At 56.7% G+C, this 17,752-nt stretch carries 7 protein-coding genes; 4 read left to right on the top strand and 3 right to left on the bottom strand.

What is annotated here, in order from left to right; genetic code table 11:
* Positions 1-253: 253 nt before the first annotated feature.
* From THS5294_RS12125 to THS5294_RS12115, 3 genes are all read right to left on the bottom strand, one after another.
* A complete protein-coding gene (locus tag THS5294_RS12125) occupies positions 254-3,997 on the bottom strand; it encodes a GEVED domain-containing protein (RefSeq protein WP_058123972.1) in 3,744 nt (1,247 codons plus the stop codon).
* 130 nt (positions 3,998-4,127) lie between these two features.
* Complete coding sequence (locus tag THS5294_RS12120; RefSeq protein ID WP_058123971.1) at positions 4,128-6,671, bottom strand: hybrid sensor histidine kinase/response regulator; 2,544 nt, start codon at positions 6,669-6,671, stop codon at positions 4,128-4,130.
* A gap of 3 nt (positions 6,672-6,674) precedes the next feature.
* A complete protein-coding gene (locus tag THS5294_RS12115) occupies positions 6,675-7,160 on the bottom strand; it encodes a putative pterin-binding protein (protein WP_058123970.1) in 486 nt (161 codons plus the stop codon).
* 278 nt (positions 7,161-7,438) lie between these two features.
* On the opposite strand from THS5294_RS12115, the gene THS5294_RS12110 reads away from it, so the two are divergent.
* The 4 genes from THS5294_RS12110 to THS5294_RS12095 all read left to right on the top strand — a co-directional run bounded on the left by THS5294_RS12110 (position 7,439) and on the right by THS5294_RS12095 (position 17,583).
* A complete protein-coding gene (locus tag THS5294_RS12110; protein ID WP_058123969.1) occupies positions 7,439-8,059 on the top strand; it encodes a response regulator transcription factor in 621 nt (206 codons plus the stop codon).
* A gap of 255 nt (positions 8,060-8,314) precedes the next feature.
* Positions 8,315-8,839, top strand: a complete 525-nt coding sequence (locus THS5294_RS12105; protein ID WP_058123968.1) for a hypothetical protein — start codon at positions 8,315-8,317, stop codon at positions 8,837-8,839.
* A gap of 84 nt (positions 8,840-8,923) precedes the next feature.
* Positions 8,924-11,551, top strand: coding sequence for a beta strand repeat-containing protein (locus THS5294_RS12100; protein ID WP_233486474.1), 2,628 nt, complete (start codon positions 8,924-8,926; stop codon positions 11,549-11,551).
* Between the two features lie 239 nt (positions 11,552-11,790).
* Complete coding sequence (locus THS5294_RS12095; RefSeq protein ID WP_058123966.1) at positions 11,791-17,583, top strand: DUF11 domain-containing protein; 5,793 nt, start codon at positions 11,791-11,793, stop codon at positions 17,581-17,583.
* The last annotated feature ends 169 nt before the right edge of the window (positions 17,584-17,752 follow it).

Raw genomic sequence — 17,752 nt, 5'->3', positions numbered from 1 at the left:
TGAGCCACGACGGGCAGTCACTTCTGTAAGCGGCTTTGCGCACTGGCGTGCAACGTTTGCGTCCTGTCGTTTGGATATGCGTGACACCGACTTTGGGTCTTACATTGATGATGACAGGCCCCAACCTAACCTCTTCACTCGCGAGATCGTCTATGGGGCTCTGTCAACTCAGGGGGGGGTGGAGCTTTCACCCTCGATCACGGTGGGGCTTGGTGTTTGCAACTGTTCTCATATTGCTGGTGACACCATAGTCCTACGGTGCCACTTCCACCCGAAAGCTTACAGAGCCACGAGCGCCTGGCAAATAGTCGCCCGTGCATACCCACTGTAAATCACCTTGATAATTCACCCTCTCATCCGCAGGTACCGTGCGTGTGCATGTCACGCCGGGGGCTAAGGTTACAGGGCTATCGCTTCCACCAGCCAAAGTCGTGTAGGGCGGCGTCCGATCGTAGATCGTAATTTCTGAGGCGGGCAGGGTGCCCAGATTTTCGAGCGTGATGCGATATTCTAATGTGTCACCAATGCTGGCCTGATTACGAACGGTTTCACTGGCGCCATCGGTTACATTGCGGACGGTTTTGGTCAGCTTGAGTGTCCCTTGTTGTGTTTCGACGCGGACGCGGTCTGTGTTGATGTCCTCTTGGATCAAACCAGAGCTGCCGTATTGGGTCGTTGCCGTAAGGGTGATGGCTGTGCTGTCACCATTTGCGGCACCTGCTGAATTGCTGACGCGTGCAATCAAGCAAATCGTTGTATCTGCCTGGATGTTGATCGGCCCTGTCACGGGTTGATCCGCGTTGCCGTCACATCCTGTGTCCACAAAAAGCGTCGCATTGAAGGCTGTGTTGGTGGGAGTTGCTAGGTCGAACACAACGCTCCCTTCTGCGTCAGCGGTGTAGCTGTGGGGCAGGGAAATAACTTGGCCAGGGCGCAAGGCGACCTGTTGGTCTGTTCCAAGTGTTGCAGCGCGGATGACACCAAAGTCGAGGCTGGTGTAGGATGCTCCCACCTCGGGTGTGAACGTATAGCTGCCGTCCCGCGCGTCAGCGTCCACCAAGGCAGGCAGGCCACTCGTTTGTTCTGAGACGACGCGCACTTGCGGCGGACCCGCTAGGGCCAAGCGGACGCTCTGCGCATACCCATCAGGCAGCACCAGAGACCAGCTGCCGTCGGCTGCGATTTCGGGTGTGTCGATGAGCGTGCCACCAGCATCGAAAACCTCCAGAGAGGCGAGGCTCGTGCCAAGCTCAGACCCACCCTGAACCGCGTCATAGGCTGTGGCGTTTGCCCCGTTGTCGAAAAAGATCGTACCCGACAAAACAGCGCCAGTTCCGGTATGGGCCACGGTGGCGTTTGCCTCGTCATCGTCCGCAAGCCCGTCTGCCAGATCATCGACACCACGCCCAACGGAGGGGTCACTGTCGGGATCAGGCAGAGAACTGGCTACGATTTCAGCATGGTTGGTGTGCTCTCCACTGGCCTGCATTTGGACCCTCAGGGTGATGGACGTGCTTTGCCCCGCATCCAATTGCCCAGCCTGCCAAATGCCTGTGCCCGTGTCATAGCTTTGGCCTTGATCTGGTGCGGTGTCCGATAGGTAGACATAGCCGTTCGGTAGCAGATCCAGAACCTCAATACCTGTTGCGGTGTCTGGGCCAGCGTTACTCACTGTCAAAACAAAATCAATCGAGGCCCCTGCGTTCGCAGTGATGCTCGGCTGTCCGGTTGCCGGGTCCAGCGCCGTTTTGGTCAGGGATAGATCCGCAGAGGGGGGCGTTGGGACAAAGCCAAAATCCTGTCCGCTCAGTTCCGTATCCGCCACAACTGCAAGACCGCGCAACGGATTGCCTGTAGAGACAGACAGTCCCGCTGGAATTTCGGCATCTGCTGCATCTACGAGGACCCGGTAGGTCGAGAGCGTTGACACGCCGAGGAACTCATAGGTCCCCTCGGCTGTCGTTTGGGTCGTCGCAACGAGCACATCATCGGTGTCATCCGCAGGTGTTCCGCGGTCATCAAACAGGCTGACGGTTATGTCCGCAGGCAAAACGGGCTCACCATCCGTCAGACTACCATCCAAGTCGGCATCCTCAAACAGGGTGCCAGAAATGCTGCCTTCTGGTGTTACAAAAACGATGGCGTAGTCTTCAACCTCACCGTCTGTAGCGAGGCCATCGGACGTCAGTTCCGCCTGACTGGAGTACCGGAAACGCGCAAAGGTCGTAGAGAGTGGGTTGCCTGCAGGAACGGTCAGTGGAACGGCGATGGTTCCGTCGCCGTCGGTGTCTTGCAGATCATCAGCAATGACTTCGCCAGCGTCAAAAACGCCATTTCCGTCCCAATCCACCCAAGCCATCAAATAGCCAGTCGCGGTGGAGGGTTCTGCGACTGTGACGTTCAGAACGACGTCGTTCCCCTTTGCGAGTGCAGGGAATGAGACACCGTCTTCGTCATCTGCGCCGGTGGTATCATCGCCCTGCGCGTCTGCACTGTCGCGGTGTTGTGCGTCGCCGTCGGCAGGCACCAGCCCCAAATACAAATCATCGGACAATGCGTGTGATGGTGTTCCGTAGGCATTGGTACTGGTGCCATCGGGTGCAGTGCCGGAAATCGGGCAATCACCGAAGTCATCGCATGTATCTGACACGCCCAAAACCGTCGCTTCGCCGCCGCCAATGGTGATGCCCAGTGCAGCGAGCACCGGATCAACGGCTTGGCCAAGTGCTTGGGTGATCGCGTCATCTACAATGTCGCTTATCGCGGTGCTGACCGCGGCTTCGATCACGGATTCAATCGGATCTACGAGTGGCCCGCCGGGCAGGTCGAGTTCAACGTTGAGATTGTTCGTGATGCCACCCACAACTTGGTCCACAGCGTTGATCGGGACATCCAGCTCACGAGTTTGTGGGTAGGGGGCTGTAAAATCTAAGGTGCCAGAGCCAAAGGATACTGTTTCGCCGTTGGAAGAGGCTCGGATCGAAGCGGGTATCACGGTATCAGGCAAAAATGCGATGCCCGGAATTGTTACGGTTGCATCCGCTATTGTCGATGTCCCGATATCATCTGCGGTGATCACACGTTCACGGGCGAAATACACCGCATCGTCGATTTCCCCCAAGTACGCGTTGACCACCCCGGGCGTCATCGTCGCCTGAGCCGTCTGATTTGCAACATCGATGCTGGTCACGGACCCATCGGCTTCGCCCACCTCAACATAAAGCGACACGTCAGGTGACTGGATTTCTACAACGGCAACTCCAAGATCAAGGGGCTGAGGCGCCTCATTCAGCGCGATATCAATTTTCGTGCGAACTGCTGCTGATCTGAACGTGGTGCTTTCGGGGCCGCATACGAGTTGGGGGGCTTCTGTTATTTGGAGGTAGGCTCTAACCTCCCCCAATCCTAAAATGTCGATGACCACGGGTTCTGGGGTGCCCGCGCCGTAGCGCGCATTATAAAGCTGCACCGAACCGCTCACCAAATCTAAGGTCGAAAGGTTTGCGCCCGACAGTTCACCCTCTGTGGTGTCCAGTACCAAAAAATCGCTCAGTAAGACGCCATCTGTCAGGCCGCTGGTGTTTGTTGCCAATGCTTGCAACGCAGTCGCTGCGGCCGGATCCCCGTTATTGGCAGCCGCATTCGCAGCGGCTGTAAAAATCTCTGATAGGGTTGCTTCGGAATTAAGGGCATCATCCGGTGACGTCGTGCCTGTGACCGCCTCAAGTTCTGTGACAAAATCATCAACAGGGACCTGCGCGCCAATGAGGTCGGCGCGAACATCATCTAGCCCAAGATCAACCCCCAATAGACTGGATAGACCATTGTTGAGCTCCCGCACGTTTGCTGCTGGATCTGCGAGGAATGACGAGCTGGCTGTGACACAAAGTGCACCGCAGCTCGCATCATCCACAGATTGCGCCGCTGCGGGCGCCGCAAAAGACCACAAAGCCACCATGAGAGGCGCGATGGCAAAACGACGTGCGATTTTTTGCATTTCTAAATCCTGAAGTATCATTCCTTACGGGTACGATACGTGAGCAATGCGAAGTGCGCTGGGCGCAAAATACACAATGACTAATGCCAAAGCGGGCGCTCCTATCCATAAGGATAGGGGCGCAATTGCATCAGGATTTCAAAACAATGTCCCAAGCTGTGAGGGATGCCTTGATGGCGGCGGGCACGTTTTCGATTTGGCGCCGTGCATCATCGGCCTTGCCGATTTTACAGGCGGCCTCAATCGTTTGGAGCAAGCGGTGCAGCCGTTTGGCACCCAGCATCCCGCAAGCACCCGCCATTGAATGCGCGTGGGCCTGAATGTCGCGCACGCTTTGGGCATCCTCTAGCGCAGCAAGGTCGGTGGTAAGTTGAGCTCGTAGTTTTTCAATCCGCGCGGCATATCCGTCGCGGCCGATAACCTCAAGCAATTCGGCTACCTGATTGTCGTCAAGGACGGGAATGTCGGCTCCCTGATCTGAGGGGATCTGAGAAGATGCGCACACCTCATGCGCAACAAGGCAGCGATCAAGCTCACGCAGATTGATGGGCTTGGCCAAGAAGCCGTTCATACCTGCCGCGCGAAACGCTTCACGCTCGGATGGCAGGGCATGCGCCGTGACGGCGATGATGTGGGTGTTTTGATTGATCCCGGGCCGTGACCGAATTTGACGCGTGGCCTGCGTGCCGCTGATTTCGGGCATAGAAACGTCCATCAGGATCGCGTCGAACTGCGTTTCTGCCGCCATATCAATCGCCTGCTGCCCGCCGATCGCATAGGAGACCTCGTGACCAAGCCGTTCCAACATCGCACCCAAAAGGTCGCGATTGATCTCGTTGTCATCAACCACCAACAGATGTTGTTTGTGCTGGGTGCTCTCAAAGGGTTGCTGGCCTTCGGGTTTGGGCAGTTGGTCGGGGGAGGCTTCGACCATGGGCAGTTCCACATGGAAATGGGTGCCTTCACCAAGCGTAGAGGCGCAGGTGATCTGCCCGCCCATAGTATTCACGAACCGCTGCACAATACCAAGGCCCAGTCCGGTGCCGCTGGTGCGGCGCTCGTAACTGCTGTCCAATGAGATGAAATCTTCGAAAATCCGGTGCTGGTCTTCTTCGGCAATGCCGATGCCGGTGTCGGTCACATCTAGGTGCAGGGTGCCAGTATCCGGCACATAGTTCAGCGCAAGCTTGACCGCGCCGCCAGGAGTGAATTTGATCGCGTTGCTAAGCAGGTTCACGATGATCTGCTGAATGCCGCGTGGGTCGGTCATGAACCAGCGGTCTTGAGTCTGGGATTGCTCCAGTTCGATGACGGTTTCGTTGTCCCGTGCGAGGTGCTGTAGCGTTGCCACAAGGCTGTCGGTCAGGGTTGCGATATCGCATGGGGTCGGCTCTGGGGTTTCGCTTTTTTCAGCACGCTCAATCGCTAGGACATCATTGATGTGGCCCAGCAAGATATCGCCCGAAGTCAGTGCGGCAGCCAAGTAGGACTTCTGAGCCTTGCTCAGTGGGCTGCCTTCCAGCATTTGAAGCGCCGATAGAATGCCATTCAGCGGCGTGCGCATTTCATGGCTCATCATCGCAAAAAACCGTGAGCGTTCCCGGCTGTTGGATAGTGCGTTGTCACGGCTCGCGACCAACTCAGCCTTTTGTGCTTCCTGTTCGGTAATATCGCGCATGTAACAGACGAAAAAGAAATCGGTTTCCGTATCCTCTAGTGAGCTACCAACTTCTGCAGGAAAAACATGACCGTCCCGATGCAGAGCATTGATTTCAATCCTCCCTCTATCAGCAAAGGTGGTTTCGCCCGTCTGCGCATAGTTCTTCATAGCGTCGAGAAAAATCTCCCGCTCGTTCGGCGGCAGCAGTAGGTCATAAAACTTTTTACCAAGAGCCTCTTGGCGGGTGTGGCCAAATAATTCCTCGGCAGAGTTACTAAAATCAACAATCTTGGCGTCTCTGTCGCAAACGATAATCCCGTCAAGAGCACCACGACGTGTTGCACTGAGACGCGCGTCTCTGCTTGCTGCGGCTTGGGTGGCGTCCTGAAGGGACTTGGCCTGTCGTAGCAATCCAATAATCAAGCCCATAAAGATTACGATCATCGCGGTCACCGAAACGATCAGAACTTCAATCAATCCAACGGTACGATCGCGCTCGGCCTCACTGTTTTTGGCGACAAAGCTCATAAAGTCGAGGCCAATGCTGCGAGGTAAAGTGCGCACACTGTAAAGCGCGCGGCGTAGGTCATCCAAACCCGCTAGAAGTTTCTCATCAGAGCCGTCGATTAAGGGCAGTTGCGTGTCCAAAACAACCTTTAGCTTCATAAGGTCTGGACTGAATTGCCCCGCACCGGATCCCTGGCGCAAGGGCAAGGTACGGCTGTAAAAAATGTCAAACCGCTTGCGCAGTTCGTCAAGGTAGGGCTCTCCGCCGGCCTCAACGTCATCAATCGCGTCTTGCAGTTTGAGATATTCGATCTCCAATTGGGCCGACAGGTATTCTTGCTGGCCCTGCTTCGCGACGCTGAGATTGTCGACATAAGACCATACGTTGAACGACAAATAGCTGATTGCAATGCAACCAGCGATGATGATCATGGAGGCGGAGCCAAAGACCATGCGCAAAGGACGCCCCGCGAACGGGCGCATGAACGGGTTTGCAGATGGCTTCATGGGTTATTTAACGAACAAACGATTGAGCTGCCAAATTGAGCGGGAATATACAGTTTCCGTTTGATACTTTTTGTGGCTGTCATAGGGGTACACAATCCGAAGCGGTCCTTTGCTGCGTCGGCTCATCTGTGCCCCATTGTGGAGGTAGGCGATGATGGGGCCATCTTTCACGGCATCACTGACAGGGATGTCTACGGCGTAGTCATCTACTGCAACCGCGCGCATTTTCCCGTCTGAAATTTCGATGCTATCCAACAGATCTTTCAAACGCACGCCTTTGAATTCCTGCGTGCCATGGCTCCAGATCGTTTTGGTTGAAAAGGTAACGGGATCGAAAGCCATCATGTCATTCAAGGTGAAGTGGTATTCAATTTGGTCGTGGTCGACGGAGAGAACAATCGGATCAGTCTCCGAATGCGCGAACATCACAGAGGCAATGAGCGCCATAAGTGCGCTCACGAGAGTCGAGGGAAGATGGAATTTGAACATTGTGCGTTCCTTTCGCCTCGGCATTATCGTTTAGCCGGTCCAGGCGGGATAACGTATCGGGATAGACCTTATATCCTTTCGTATAGGGCCTTTGGGTGCTGCGTGTGAAAGCACCTTTGATACCCCGAGGTATCGTTCGAGTGGGGTGTCTTGCGTCAGCTTAATTTTCCTGAACAGTGATGAACCTTACAGTCGTTTTACAATTTGTTTCGGCAGGCCCAGACCCGTGTTCCGGCCGCCGGAACACTCCGTTGTGCACCTACCGAAAGGACGCTCTCATGGGTTTGAGAATTCTTGTTGCCGATGACCATGAATTGGTCCGCGATACGATTGCCATGTTTCTGGAGTCGGATGGGACGGGGCAGGTAATACAGGCCGGGACGTTGGATGACGCGTTAAAGCTGATGAAGTCGCATGGGGCTTTTGATCTAGTCCTCCTTGACTACACAATGCCTGGTATGCGCGGACTTGAGGGGCTTAAAGCAGCCTTGAAGATCAGCGGTGGCAATCCTGTTGGTTTGATCTCCGGGACGGGGACGCGGCTTGTGGCGCAACAAGCGCTGGATCTGGGGGCTGCTGGGTTTTTGCCCAAAACAATGCCCGCCAAGAGCCTCGTGAACGCGGTAAAATTCATGGCAATGGGTGAGATTTTTGCGCCAGCCGATTTCATGTCCGGCAAGAACGATGCCCCCGAGACCGATTTTGAAAAGTCGCTGTCAGATCGCGAACGGCAGGTGCTCCGTGGTGTGCTTGCTGCCAAGTCCAACAAAGAAATAGCCATCGACTTGGAACTTCAGGAACCGACAATCAAGCTGCACGTGAAAACGTTGTGCCGTAAGCTTGATGCGAAAAACCGAACCGATGGGGCCATGATTGCCCGTGATGCGGGCTTTGCATAGCGGCGCACTCTTCCTTCTATAGCTGAGTATACAACACGCGTACCATCAGGTGCGCGTGTTTTTCGTTGTACTTGCCCCGTGCAGGACGATGCGGCGTTCTTGTACCCAAAAGAATAGTCTTTGACCTGTCAGGACGGCATTGCCCTCCCATCGGCCCCCAAAAAACCCATCCAGTTCCGGCAGATTGCAAGGGCATCGCAGCAACCCGATGCGATGTTTGAAACCCGGTTTCGCCGGTCTTGAAGGAACCACGATATGTCTGAATGCTCTCCCATCCGTCGGCGCACAGCCATCACTGCCCTAACGATTGCCGCCGCCACGTGTGTGTTTGCGAATGCGGCTGTGGCCCAAGCGCTCGAAAGCGACTTTTCGTTTACGATCATCGAGACGAATGCACAGGGCCAAGAGCAACAGATCGAACGTGATGACGTCGAACCTGGTGAAATGATTGAATATACCTTGCGCCACGAAAACACGAGCGATGCCCCCTTGGCAGGCCTTGTTATTCGCGCACCCGTCCCAGTCGGTGTGACACTTAAACCGGCCGCTGAGTTTAGTTCCGTACCCGCCCGTTTCGAAGTCCAAGCCGAGCTTGACCCTGAACAAGACGGACTTGAGTGGGCAGCCCTTCCTGCGATGCGGCGTGTGGCAGATGCCCAAGGCGCCCTTGTCGAAGAGCCACTGCCGAACAACGCGATCGTCGCCGTGCGGTGGACCTTGGATGCCCCTTTGGCCGCCGGTGAAACCGCTCTCAATGGCTACCGCGTGCAGGTCAACTGAGCAGCGCCTGACTTCTTCTTTTCTTCTTCTTCCCCATACTAACACCCCTCAAAAGGTACTGATTGAATTACACATAAATCCACCTTGATCCGCTCCGTAAGTGCAGCGGCAGTATTGGTCACCGCGTTTTCGGCGGCTGCGCAGGCCGCCCCACAAGCAGGTGCTGTCATTGGCAACCAAGCTGTTGCCACCTACGAAAACACGGCTGGCGACACGATCACGATCACTTCCAACACAGTCGAGACGATTGTCCGCCAGGTTGCCGGCGTCACACTGACATCCGACACATCAGATAACATCGCTCCGGGCGGCAAGGCCTTCTTGCCTCATATCGTGACCAACGTCGGTAACGGGGCAGATGCCTTCACGCTGAGCGTTTCGGAAAATGATACAGGCGCGTTTGATGCGCAAAACTTGGTGTTCTATCCAGATGCGAACATGGATGGTGTCGCCGACAGTGCAACGCCGATCACCGAGACCCCGCTACTTGCCCCCGGCGAGCAGTTCGGCCTGATCATTGAGGCGACAGCAGGGTCCACAGCCAGTGGCACAGATACGATGACCGTGACCGCAGCGTCTCAGCTGGATAGCGGAACGACGGATACCAACACCGACACTCTGACTGTGTCCAACGGGGCGATCATTGAACTTGTCAAATCGATGGTTGCTGCCGACGACAATGCCAACAACCGGATCGACGCAGGGGATTTGGTGACAATCACGCTGGCATACTCCAGCACAGGTTTGGTCGATGCCACGAACTACAAAGTGACGGACGTACTAGACGATGGTCTGGCCTATGTCGCAGGCTCGGCACGCTGGTCCGATGCATCCGGTGCTCTGAACGACAGCAACAGCTTTTCCGATGTCGACGCGACCAACGGCAGCGGCAACAACATCTTCTGGAACTTTAACGATGATGACACCGTCGATTTCAGCATCGACCGGGTTGCGTCTGGCCGCACGGGCAGCGTGACATTCCAAGCGCGTATCACATCCGCGGCGGATGCGGGCGTCATCACCAACACCGCGACCCAAACCGTTGAAGGGACTGATTTCCCGAGCTCAAACACCGCGACAATCGTTGTTGATGCTGAATTCGAAGTCGACATCGCAGACCAATCGCCCAACGCGTCTATGACATCTGGGACCGATGATGGCACCAGCGGCGATGACATCGTTTCCGAGACGACCAATGTGTATCAAGGTGGGGTGATCCGCCAAGAATTCGTGATCACCAACAATTCCAACCAGTCTGACAGCCTGTCGGTCTCGGTGCTGGACGACAGCAACAATACATATCCCGCAGGCACCACGTTCCGCATTGTGGGCGCAGATGGGATCACGCCTGTAATTGGCTCCGTGGGGCCGCTCGCGATCGGCGAAAGCGCAAAAGTCACTCTGGTCGCAACGCTGCCCTCGGATGCGACGCCAGTTGCCGCCAGCACGACGTCGACGCCGACGTATCAAGTCTATCTTGAGACGAAATCTGATGCCTCCGGGGCCAGCGATACATCGGTTGCGGCTTTCATGGGCGCAGTGTTGGCATCCAGCGTGGATTTGGAAAATGATGTCACTGGCAGCGAAGGTGACGGGGCCAACCCACGCGATGGATCGTCTAATCCTTGGGTTGTCAGCGAAGACAGCACCCAAACCACGCCGTCCTTGGGTATTGCGCCTGGTGACGCCTACACCTTTGAGATGAACGTTCAAAACAACGGCGGGACTTCGGACAGCTACAATATCTCGCTGGCCAATCCGTTGCCCGCGGGCTGGACCGTAGAGTTCCGCGATGCTTCCGGCTCAATCATCACCAACACTGGCACCATTCCAGACGGGGACACCGGCACGTTTAGCGTCATTGTTACCCCCGCAGAGGATGCCGTGGCCGGGGATACAGAGGTTGATATCCAAGTTCAAAGTGCGGTCTCCGGTCAATCCGACCGTATCGTGAACGCCATCCGCGTGCGCAACATCTATGACGTGAGCATTGTGTCGGATCAGGCGGTTCAAGCTTCTCCGGGTGGGGTCGTTGATATTGCGCATACCATCACCAACAACGGTAACGTCACAATTACCTCTGGTACGATTTCAGCTTCTGGGTTTAGCAACTTCTCGGGCGCGATCTTTAGGGATGTGAACAACAACGGCGCAGTGGATGCAGGCGATGAAGTGATCGACAACTTTGACGATCTTCCTTCGGGCCTTGCTGCTGGTGATACGCTGAGCGTGATTTACCGGGTGCAAAGTCCGTCAACTGGGACTGCAGGTGTTTCTGAAGTGGCGACGTTGAGCTTGGGGGAGACACTGAACGGTACGGGTAGCGACATCACCCCCGGCGATAACACAGTTGAGGATACCATCACGATTGTGACTGGCGATGTCACCCTCGAGAAGTACCAGTACATCGACGCTGATTGTGACGGCACCGTCGGGACCTTCACCAAAACACGTCAGGACGTGGAACCGGGCCAATGTATCCGCTACCGCATTGTTGCGGAAAACACGGGCGCCTTTGCGGCAACGAATGTGGAGATTTTCGACAGCGCACCGGCCTATACCGCCATCACCGAATGTGCCGGGGATTGTGACGCGGCGATGTCGCCCTCGGGGACACCAACATTCACGAGCACGAGCATTTCAGGGACCTACGCAGAAGTGCTGCCGGGTGGCTCTGTTGACCTAGAGTTCACGGTCGAAGTCGACAACTGATACCGTCGACATAGCCAGTCAATCAAAACCCCCGCAGGCCATGCTTGCGGGGGTTTTTGCATTTTCGATCCCTGTTGCGAATGGGAACTATCCCTTTGGGTAGGCATCTGCCTGTTTGCGTCAGCGCCATACCCCTTCGCCCCCCGGCAAGCTGCCCCGTACGCTGGCAAAACACCCCCAATGACGAAAGCCGGTGTGATGCGTGATTGCCAAACCCGGAAACTCCGAAGGGCGGCACCATGCAGAATTTTACAAACTTTGGACGTACCCGCACCCGTCACGCCATGAATGCGGCGCAAAAAACTGTATCTTGCGGCACTGACTTTGGACCGGCTCAGCTGCTAGCCCAATGGGCATTTCCAATCTTAGCCCTTGCCGCCTTTGTGTTCACTTGGACCGCTCAAAGCACTCAGGCCCAATTGGCACCTGCCGATACGCTGATCCGGAATGTCGCCGAAGCCACGTATTTTAATCCAGCCATCGGGGTCCGTGAGACCATTCAATCCAATGAAGTCATGGCTCGTGTGGCCCCTGTGCCCGCAATTGACGCGAGCGGCGCTATGGAACTGCGTTTGTCGCGCGGTGCGTTGGAGCAGTTTCAGTTTCAAGTACGCAATACCGGCAACACAGATCTGGAATTTACCCCAGCCATCAGTCTGGCCGGCGATGTGACTTCGATTGAAGAGGCAACGCTTTATCACGATGTAAACGGGAACGGCGTGATCGACCCACAAGAGCCAGCCCTTTCGCATGGGGATACACTTTCGCTTGAGATGTCTGAACAGACGAACCTGATCTATGCTTTTGCCGTGTCCTCCGGCGCGCGCGCAGACCAAAACGTGACGGCAACACTCGCGGCAACGGTTTCGCCTGAACTCAGCGCGAACGTTACAAGCACGGTGACCATCACTGATACCGCTTTGGAGTTGAGCAAACAGCAACAGGTTCGGTTCACCGGGGATCGGACTTCGCTGATCTATCAGCTGCAACTGCGCAACAACTCGGAGCAGGCAATCCCGGCCTACGATGCGGTAGACGGTGCAGACATTTTGATCGATGGGGTGCCTGCCGCGGGTGTCTTGATCACCGATATCGTGCCAATGAACACTATGTTCGAAACCGTAGAGGCGCAGGGCGGCATCACCGCTTTGTATCACAGCCGTGGCGCACCTGCGCGCTCCTATGAAAGTACCGCCCCTTTATTTGCGGCTTTGATTGATGAAGTTGCTTTTTTTGTCGAAGGCGACTTTGCCGTTGGTCGCGCCGCTGATGTGGCTTTTTCGGTGCAGGTCGACGCGGGCCTTTCGCCCGTGAATATCGACAATACAGCGGCGACCTACGTCGTGACCGGGGCCGAGACATACACCCAACGTTCCAACACGGTGACGTATCAGACCCCTGTTGAGGGCACCGGCACTATCTCTTTCGTAGATCCTATCACGCGCAGCGTTGTGCGATTTGGAGACACGCAAAGCGACGCGCGCGTTCTTGTTAACGCGACGTCCTGCAACACAACGGCCAACATCGATACCGTGCTCGTGACGCTTCTCAACGCGGCCACTGGCGACCGTGAAACGGCCTTCGCGCGCGAAACTGGGGGGGATACCGGGGTCTTTGAAACTGCGCTGATCCCGCTTGCGGAAATGATTGAGACGGTTGCGGGCGACTCTGTGGTTTCGGTGAATGTGGCCGATACCGTGGAAGCCAGCGCGTTTTGCGGGATCAGCCGCATGAGGACCACTTTGCAGATGGGCAACGCCCGGACCGTGTTCAATGCGATGAATAACACACCGATTGAGGACATCACGGTTGTCTTGCTGGATGCCGTTAGCGGCGCCGAAGTCGCTCGGACAGTTAGCAACCAGCAGGGGCTTTATGCTTTTGACCGGATTGCACCCGGTGAGTACCGCTTTGACATCGAAAATGCGCCGCAGTGGCGTTTTCCTACTGTGCGCCCAGCCTTGCCCGGGTATGAGCGCACCGTGACACCCGCTGGTCGTGGGGCACCATTCACGCATGATGGCGGACGGGTTTACGTCTCGGACCTGCCGCTCGATCCATTTTATGCGACACCACTTGCCCTGACAAAAACCGCACAGCGGGATGTGGTCTCAACCGGTGAATTCCTGCGCTATAGCCTCGATGTTTCGAACAATATGTATCAGGCGCTGATCAACGCTGAGGTTGCGGACACGCCCGACATGGGTCTCAGCTTTATCGAAGGCTCTGCCCGCCTGGACGGCCAGCCGATTGCTGATCCGACAGTGGCGCCTGACGGCACGCTGACATTTGACCTCGGCAATCTGATGCCGATCTCTAGCCAAGAGTTGACGTATCTGACACGCATTTCAGCCGCTGCATCTGAAGGCGCGCTCGAAAACGCGGCTATCCTGAGCGGCAATCAAGCGGGGGCAGGGACGCTACGCCAATCGCCACCCGCTCGTGCGATTGTCGAGCTGAGCAATGGCTCGGGCGTCTTCGCACGCGAGGGCACGATCATTGGCACCGTTTTCATGGATTGTGACGGCAATGGCCTGCAAGGTGATGCATCCGAGCCGGGCATTCCTGGTGTGCGGCTGGTGACCCAAGACGGCCTGTTTGTCGTGACCGACAAAAATGGAAAATACTCGCTGCGCGGTCTGCGTCCGGTGACCCACGCACTGCAAATCCAACGTCAAACCCTGCCAGCCAACGTAAAGGTCGCAGTGACGCGCACCAATGATCTGCGTGTCGGTGGATCACGGATTGTGCCATTGCGGCGCGGTGAAGTGCGGGCTGAGAACTTTGCAGCCGGCATATGCACCCCAGCGACCCTCGAGAGTGTTGCAAAGCGCCGCGCCCAATTTGATGCGGAAGGTAATTCCGGCCTGTCCCGCCCTCGGGCACTCGGCTTCAACCAAGATGGTCGTCGCACCGTGACTGCTCGATCCGAGGCGGGTGCGGCGACATCCACCCAAATCATCGGCGACAAGGTGCAAAAGGACACATCCACTGAGGTGGCAACGACAAACGCGGCCCGCGCGCAAGCAACGCTTGAGCAGCTGGTGGAAACGTTGGACCCCATGATCGGTTTCTTGGACGTGCCCGAAACTGGCGCGGTCGCGTCGCGTACGCATAGTTTTCGTGTCAAAGGGCCTGCCGATCTGTCCCTCAAGGTTCTGATCAATGGCACCCCTGTTGCACAAGACCGCGTGGGTGAGCATGCCTTGTCCCGGACGCGCAACGTGCAGATCACCCAATTTGTTGCGACCAAGCTGCGGGCGGGTGCGAATACGCTGACATTGATTGGCCGTGACGGCTTTGGGATCGAGCGGCAGCGCACCTCTATCACGCTTGTTGCACCGGGCGAGCCCGCAAACATCGACATTGTGGTGCCGAAAATTGCCAGCGCCGATCCCAATACGCCGATCCCTGTTGCGATCCGCATCCTTGATGCCTCTGGTATGGTTGTGCCCGCGTCTGCGGTGGTCACGCTTCAGGCGCGGAATGCGCGCTGGGATGTCACGGACATCCGCCCCGAAACACCCGGCCTGCAAACGTTCATCGACAACGGTGAAGCGATTGTGAACTTGATCCCACCCCAAGCCTCCGGCCCTGAAACCATTGCTGCGATCAGTGGCTTTGGCAAAGCCGAGGCCAAGGTGACCTTCACGCCCAATTTGGAAGACCGCATTTTGGTCGGTGTGATCGAGGGGGCCGTGGCCTTGGGCGGCGGAGCCAATGGCTCACTGCTGCAAGCGGATCGTTTTAGCCATTTCGAAGATACGACAACCGGTCTGAACGGGGCGCTTTACTACAAAGGGGCGATTGCTGGATCTGCCTTGCTCACCCTGCGCTACGATTCTGATGGCGACACCGAAGACCGCTTGTTCCGCGATATCGACAGCGATGCGTATTACCCCGTCTATGGTGATACCTCCGAGACAGGTTTTGACGCGCAATCGTCCAGCAATCTGTTTGTCAAAATTGAGCGCGGCCAGTCCTATATGCTTTATGGTGACATCGCGATTGAACCAAAATCCACAGCCCTCAAGCTGGGTGGCGAACGCCGTGTTGCCACCGGGACAGAGGTGTTTTGGGAAAATGAACGGCTGTCGGTGTCCGCTTTTGCGGTGCAAACGGATCAGACCCAAAAGGTGGCTGAGATTGCGGGGCGCGGCGTGTCTGGACCCTACGATCTGGCATTGGGCGGCTACGTGACAGGCTCTGAGCGGGTCGAAATCCTTGTACGGGATGCTGACGGTGGAGATATCTTGTCCACGACGCCCCTGCGTCGTGGCACCGACTACCTGCTGAACTATTTCACCGACACGATCACCTTTGACATCCCGCTGCGTCAGTTTGATTTCGATGGCAATCCGGTTTCTGCCCGCGTGACCTATGAGGTGAAGGCCGATCAAGCCGAGCGTTACTGGCTTTACGGCGGTGAGGCCGCCTACCAGCTGAACGATAATACCGAAGTCGGTGTGCGTGTGGTGAACTCTGATGGCACGCGTGGCCTAGACACACGGAACCGGCTGCGGGCTGCATACGTCCGCCAGTCGCGCTTGAACGGCGGCGTCTGGGAGGCTGAAATCGCGCATAGCGAGGATGGTCTTGGTGAAACCGATCAGGCAGCGCGCCTGTTCTATGAGCGTAAAGACGGCCAGAACCGCCTGCAATTTGAGGCAATCCACGCGGGCCGCAACTTTGATGCAGGCGATGGGATCACGCGCGCCGGTGCCTCTCAGGTGCGGTTGTCTTTTGACACCGAATTGAGCGCACGCAAAACATTTGGCCTGAGCGCGGAATACACGCGGGACCAAGTGCGCGATACGGAGGACATGACGTTCGAAGCTCTCTATGGGCACCGCTTCAATGACGGCTTCCTTGGGGAGTTCGGTGTGACCGTTTCACGCGATAGCCGTGCCACGGGGACGACAAATGAGACGGCCATCACCTTGGGCGGCGTTTGGACACCAATGGATCAACCCGGCACCCGGGCAGAAGCCCGCCTCCATCTGCCGGTGGCTGGAAATGGCACGCAGGATACCAAGCTTGTTTTTGGCGTGTACCGCGATTTGGAAAATGGCGCGCGCACCTTTGAGGAAGCTGAACTGATCTTTGAGCCGAACGGAATGTCTACGCGTGTACGTGTCGGCGGCGAGTATAGGTTCAACGATTGGCTTTCGGGGGCGACAGAGCTGACCAAGACTGCGTCCGAAGTCGAAGAGACCGTGATCCAGAACCTGGATATGGGTTGGGACGTTGGCGAAGCTTGGACGATCAGCGCAGGGCTGGAACATTCTCGCAAAGTCGAAAGCGGCGATGACGCGCTGACCAGCTTGGCTTTGGGGCTCAAGTGGACTGGCCCTGATAAGCGGTATGTTGGTGATGCGGATTTTGACACAACGTGGGAAGACACTGGCCGCACCCATTACACCAGCGTTGGTTTCGCCACGCAGGCCACACCAGATTTGGCCATCCTCGCGCGTGGGCGCGTCGCGCTGGATAGCCGCAATGACACGCGCGTGCTGCGTACTCGGGCGCGGGTCGGGGCTGCATATCGTCCGATCGCGGACCCACGGCTTGACGTTCTGGCGTGGTATGAGGCGCAGATCGAAGACCGGGGCGAGCGCACCGAAACGCACCTTTGGTCCGTGGACGGAAGCTTTGAGGCGACAGATGATCTGCGCCTGAACGGAAAGTACGCTGGCCGCCATCAGCGTGCAGATATTCAAGGTAGCCCGACTGCCAAAGCGACGACGCAGTTGGCGCAGGCGGGTCTTGCGCTGGACTTCTGGAAGGAACGTTTCCAACTGGGTGTGAATGGCTCGTATCTTTTCGATGACGCGGGCAATTCCAGCCAAGGGTTGGGTCTTGAGTTGGGCTTTACGCCCTCAGAAGGCACGCTGATGGCGCTGGGCTATAACCACAGCAGTGGCCAAGTTTCGGGCCAGTCGGAGTTGTACCAAGAAGGTGCATATCTGCGGCTGACGCTGCTCTTGGGTGAAGGGCTCGCGTCGGCGCTGGACAGTTTTTGGAACAATTGATGGTGGCGCTAGGCGAGTAAGCCTAGCGGCTGATTTTAGGGCGCGAAGCTAAAGAACTGAGCCGGTGTGAGCGGGCAGGGGACACAACCCCAGCAGCCTGCCTTAGCCGGTGCGGGCCGGTTCGCTCATCTGTTTTGCCGGCGCTTAGGATGCGTTTGGGTGGTTCGGT

This window comes from Thalassobacter stenotrophicus (assembly GCF_001458315.1).
GTDB classification, from domain to species: Bacteria; Pseudomonadota; Alphaproteobacteria; order Rhodobacterales; family Rhodobacteraceae; genus Thalassobacter; species Thalassobacter stenotrophicus.
This window is presented reverse-complemented; position numbering and strand designations above follow the sequence as displayed.

What these genes read in the sequence shown, in the direction of transcription:
- THS5294_RS12125 (WP_058123972.1), bottom strand. Translation starts at nt 3,997, where the DNA reads ATGCAAAAAATCGCACGTCGTTTTGCCATCGCGCCTCTCATGGTGGCT.
- THS5294_RS12120 (WP_058123971.1), bottom strand. Translation starts at nt 6,671, where the DNA reads ATGAAGCCATCTGCAAACCCGTTCATGCGCCCGTTCGCGGGGCGTCCT.
- THS5294_RS12115 (WP_058123970.1), bottom strand. Translation starts at nt 7,160, where the DNA reads ATGTTCAAATTCCATCTTCCCTCGACTCTCGTGAGCGCACTTATGGCG.
- THS5294_RS12110 (WP_058123969.1), top strand. Translation starts at nt 7,439, where the DNA reads ATGGGTTTGAGAATTCTTGTTGCCGATGACCATGAATTGGTCCGCGAT.
- THS5294_RS12105 (WP_058123968.1), top strand. Translation starts at nt 8,315, where the DNA reads ATGTCTGAATGCTCTCCCATCCGTCGGCGCACAGCCATCACTGCCCTA.
- THS5294_RS12095 (WP_058123966.1), top strand. Translation starts at nt 11,791, where the DNA reads ATGCAGAATTTTACAAACTTTGGACGTACCCGCACCCGTCACGCCATG.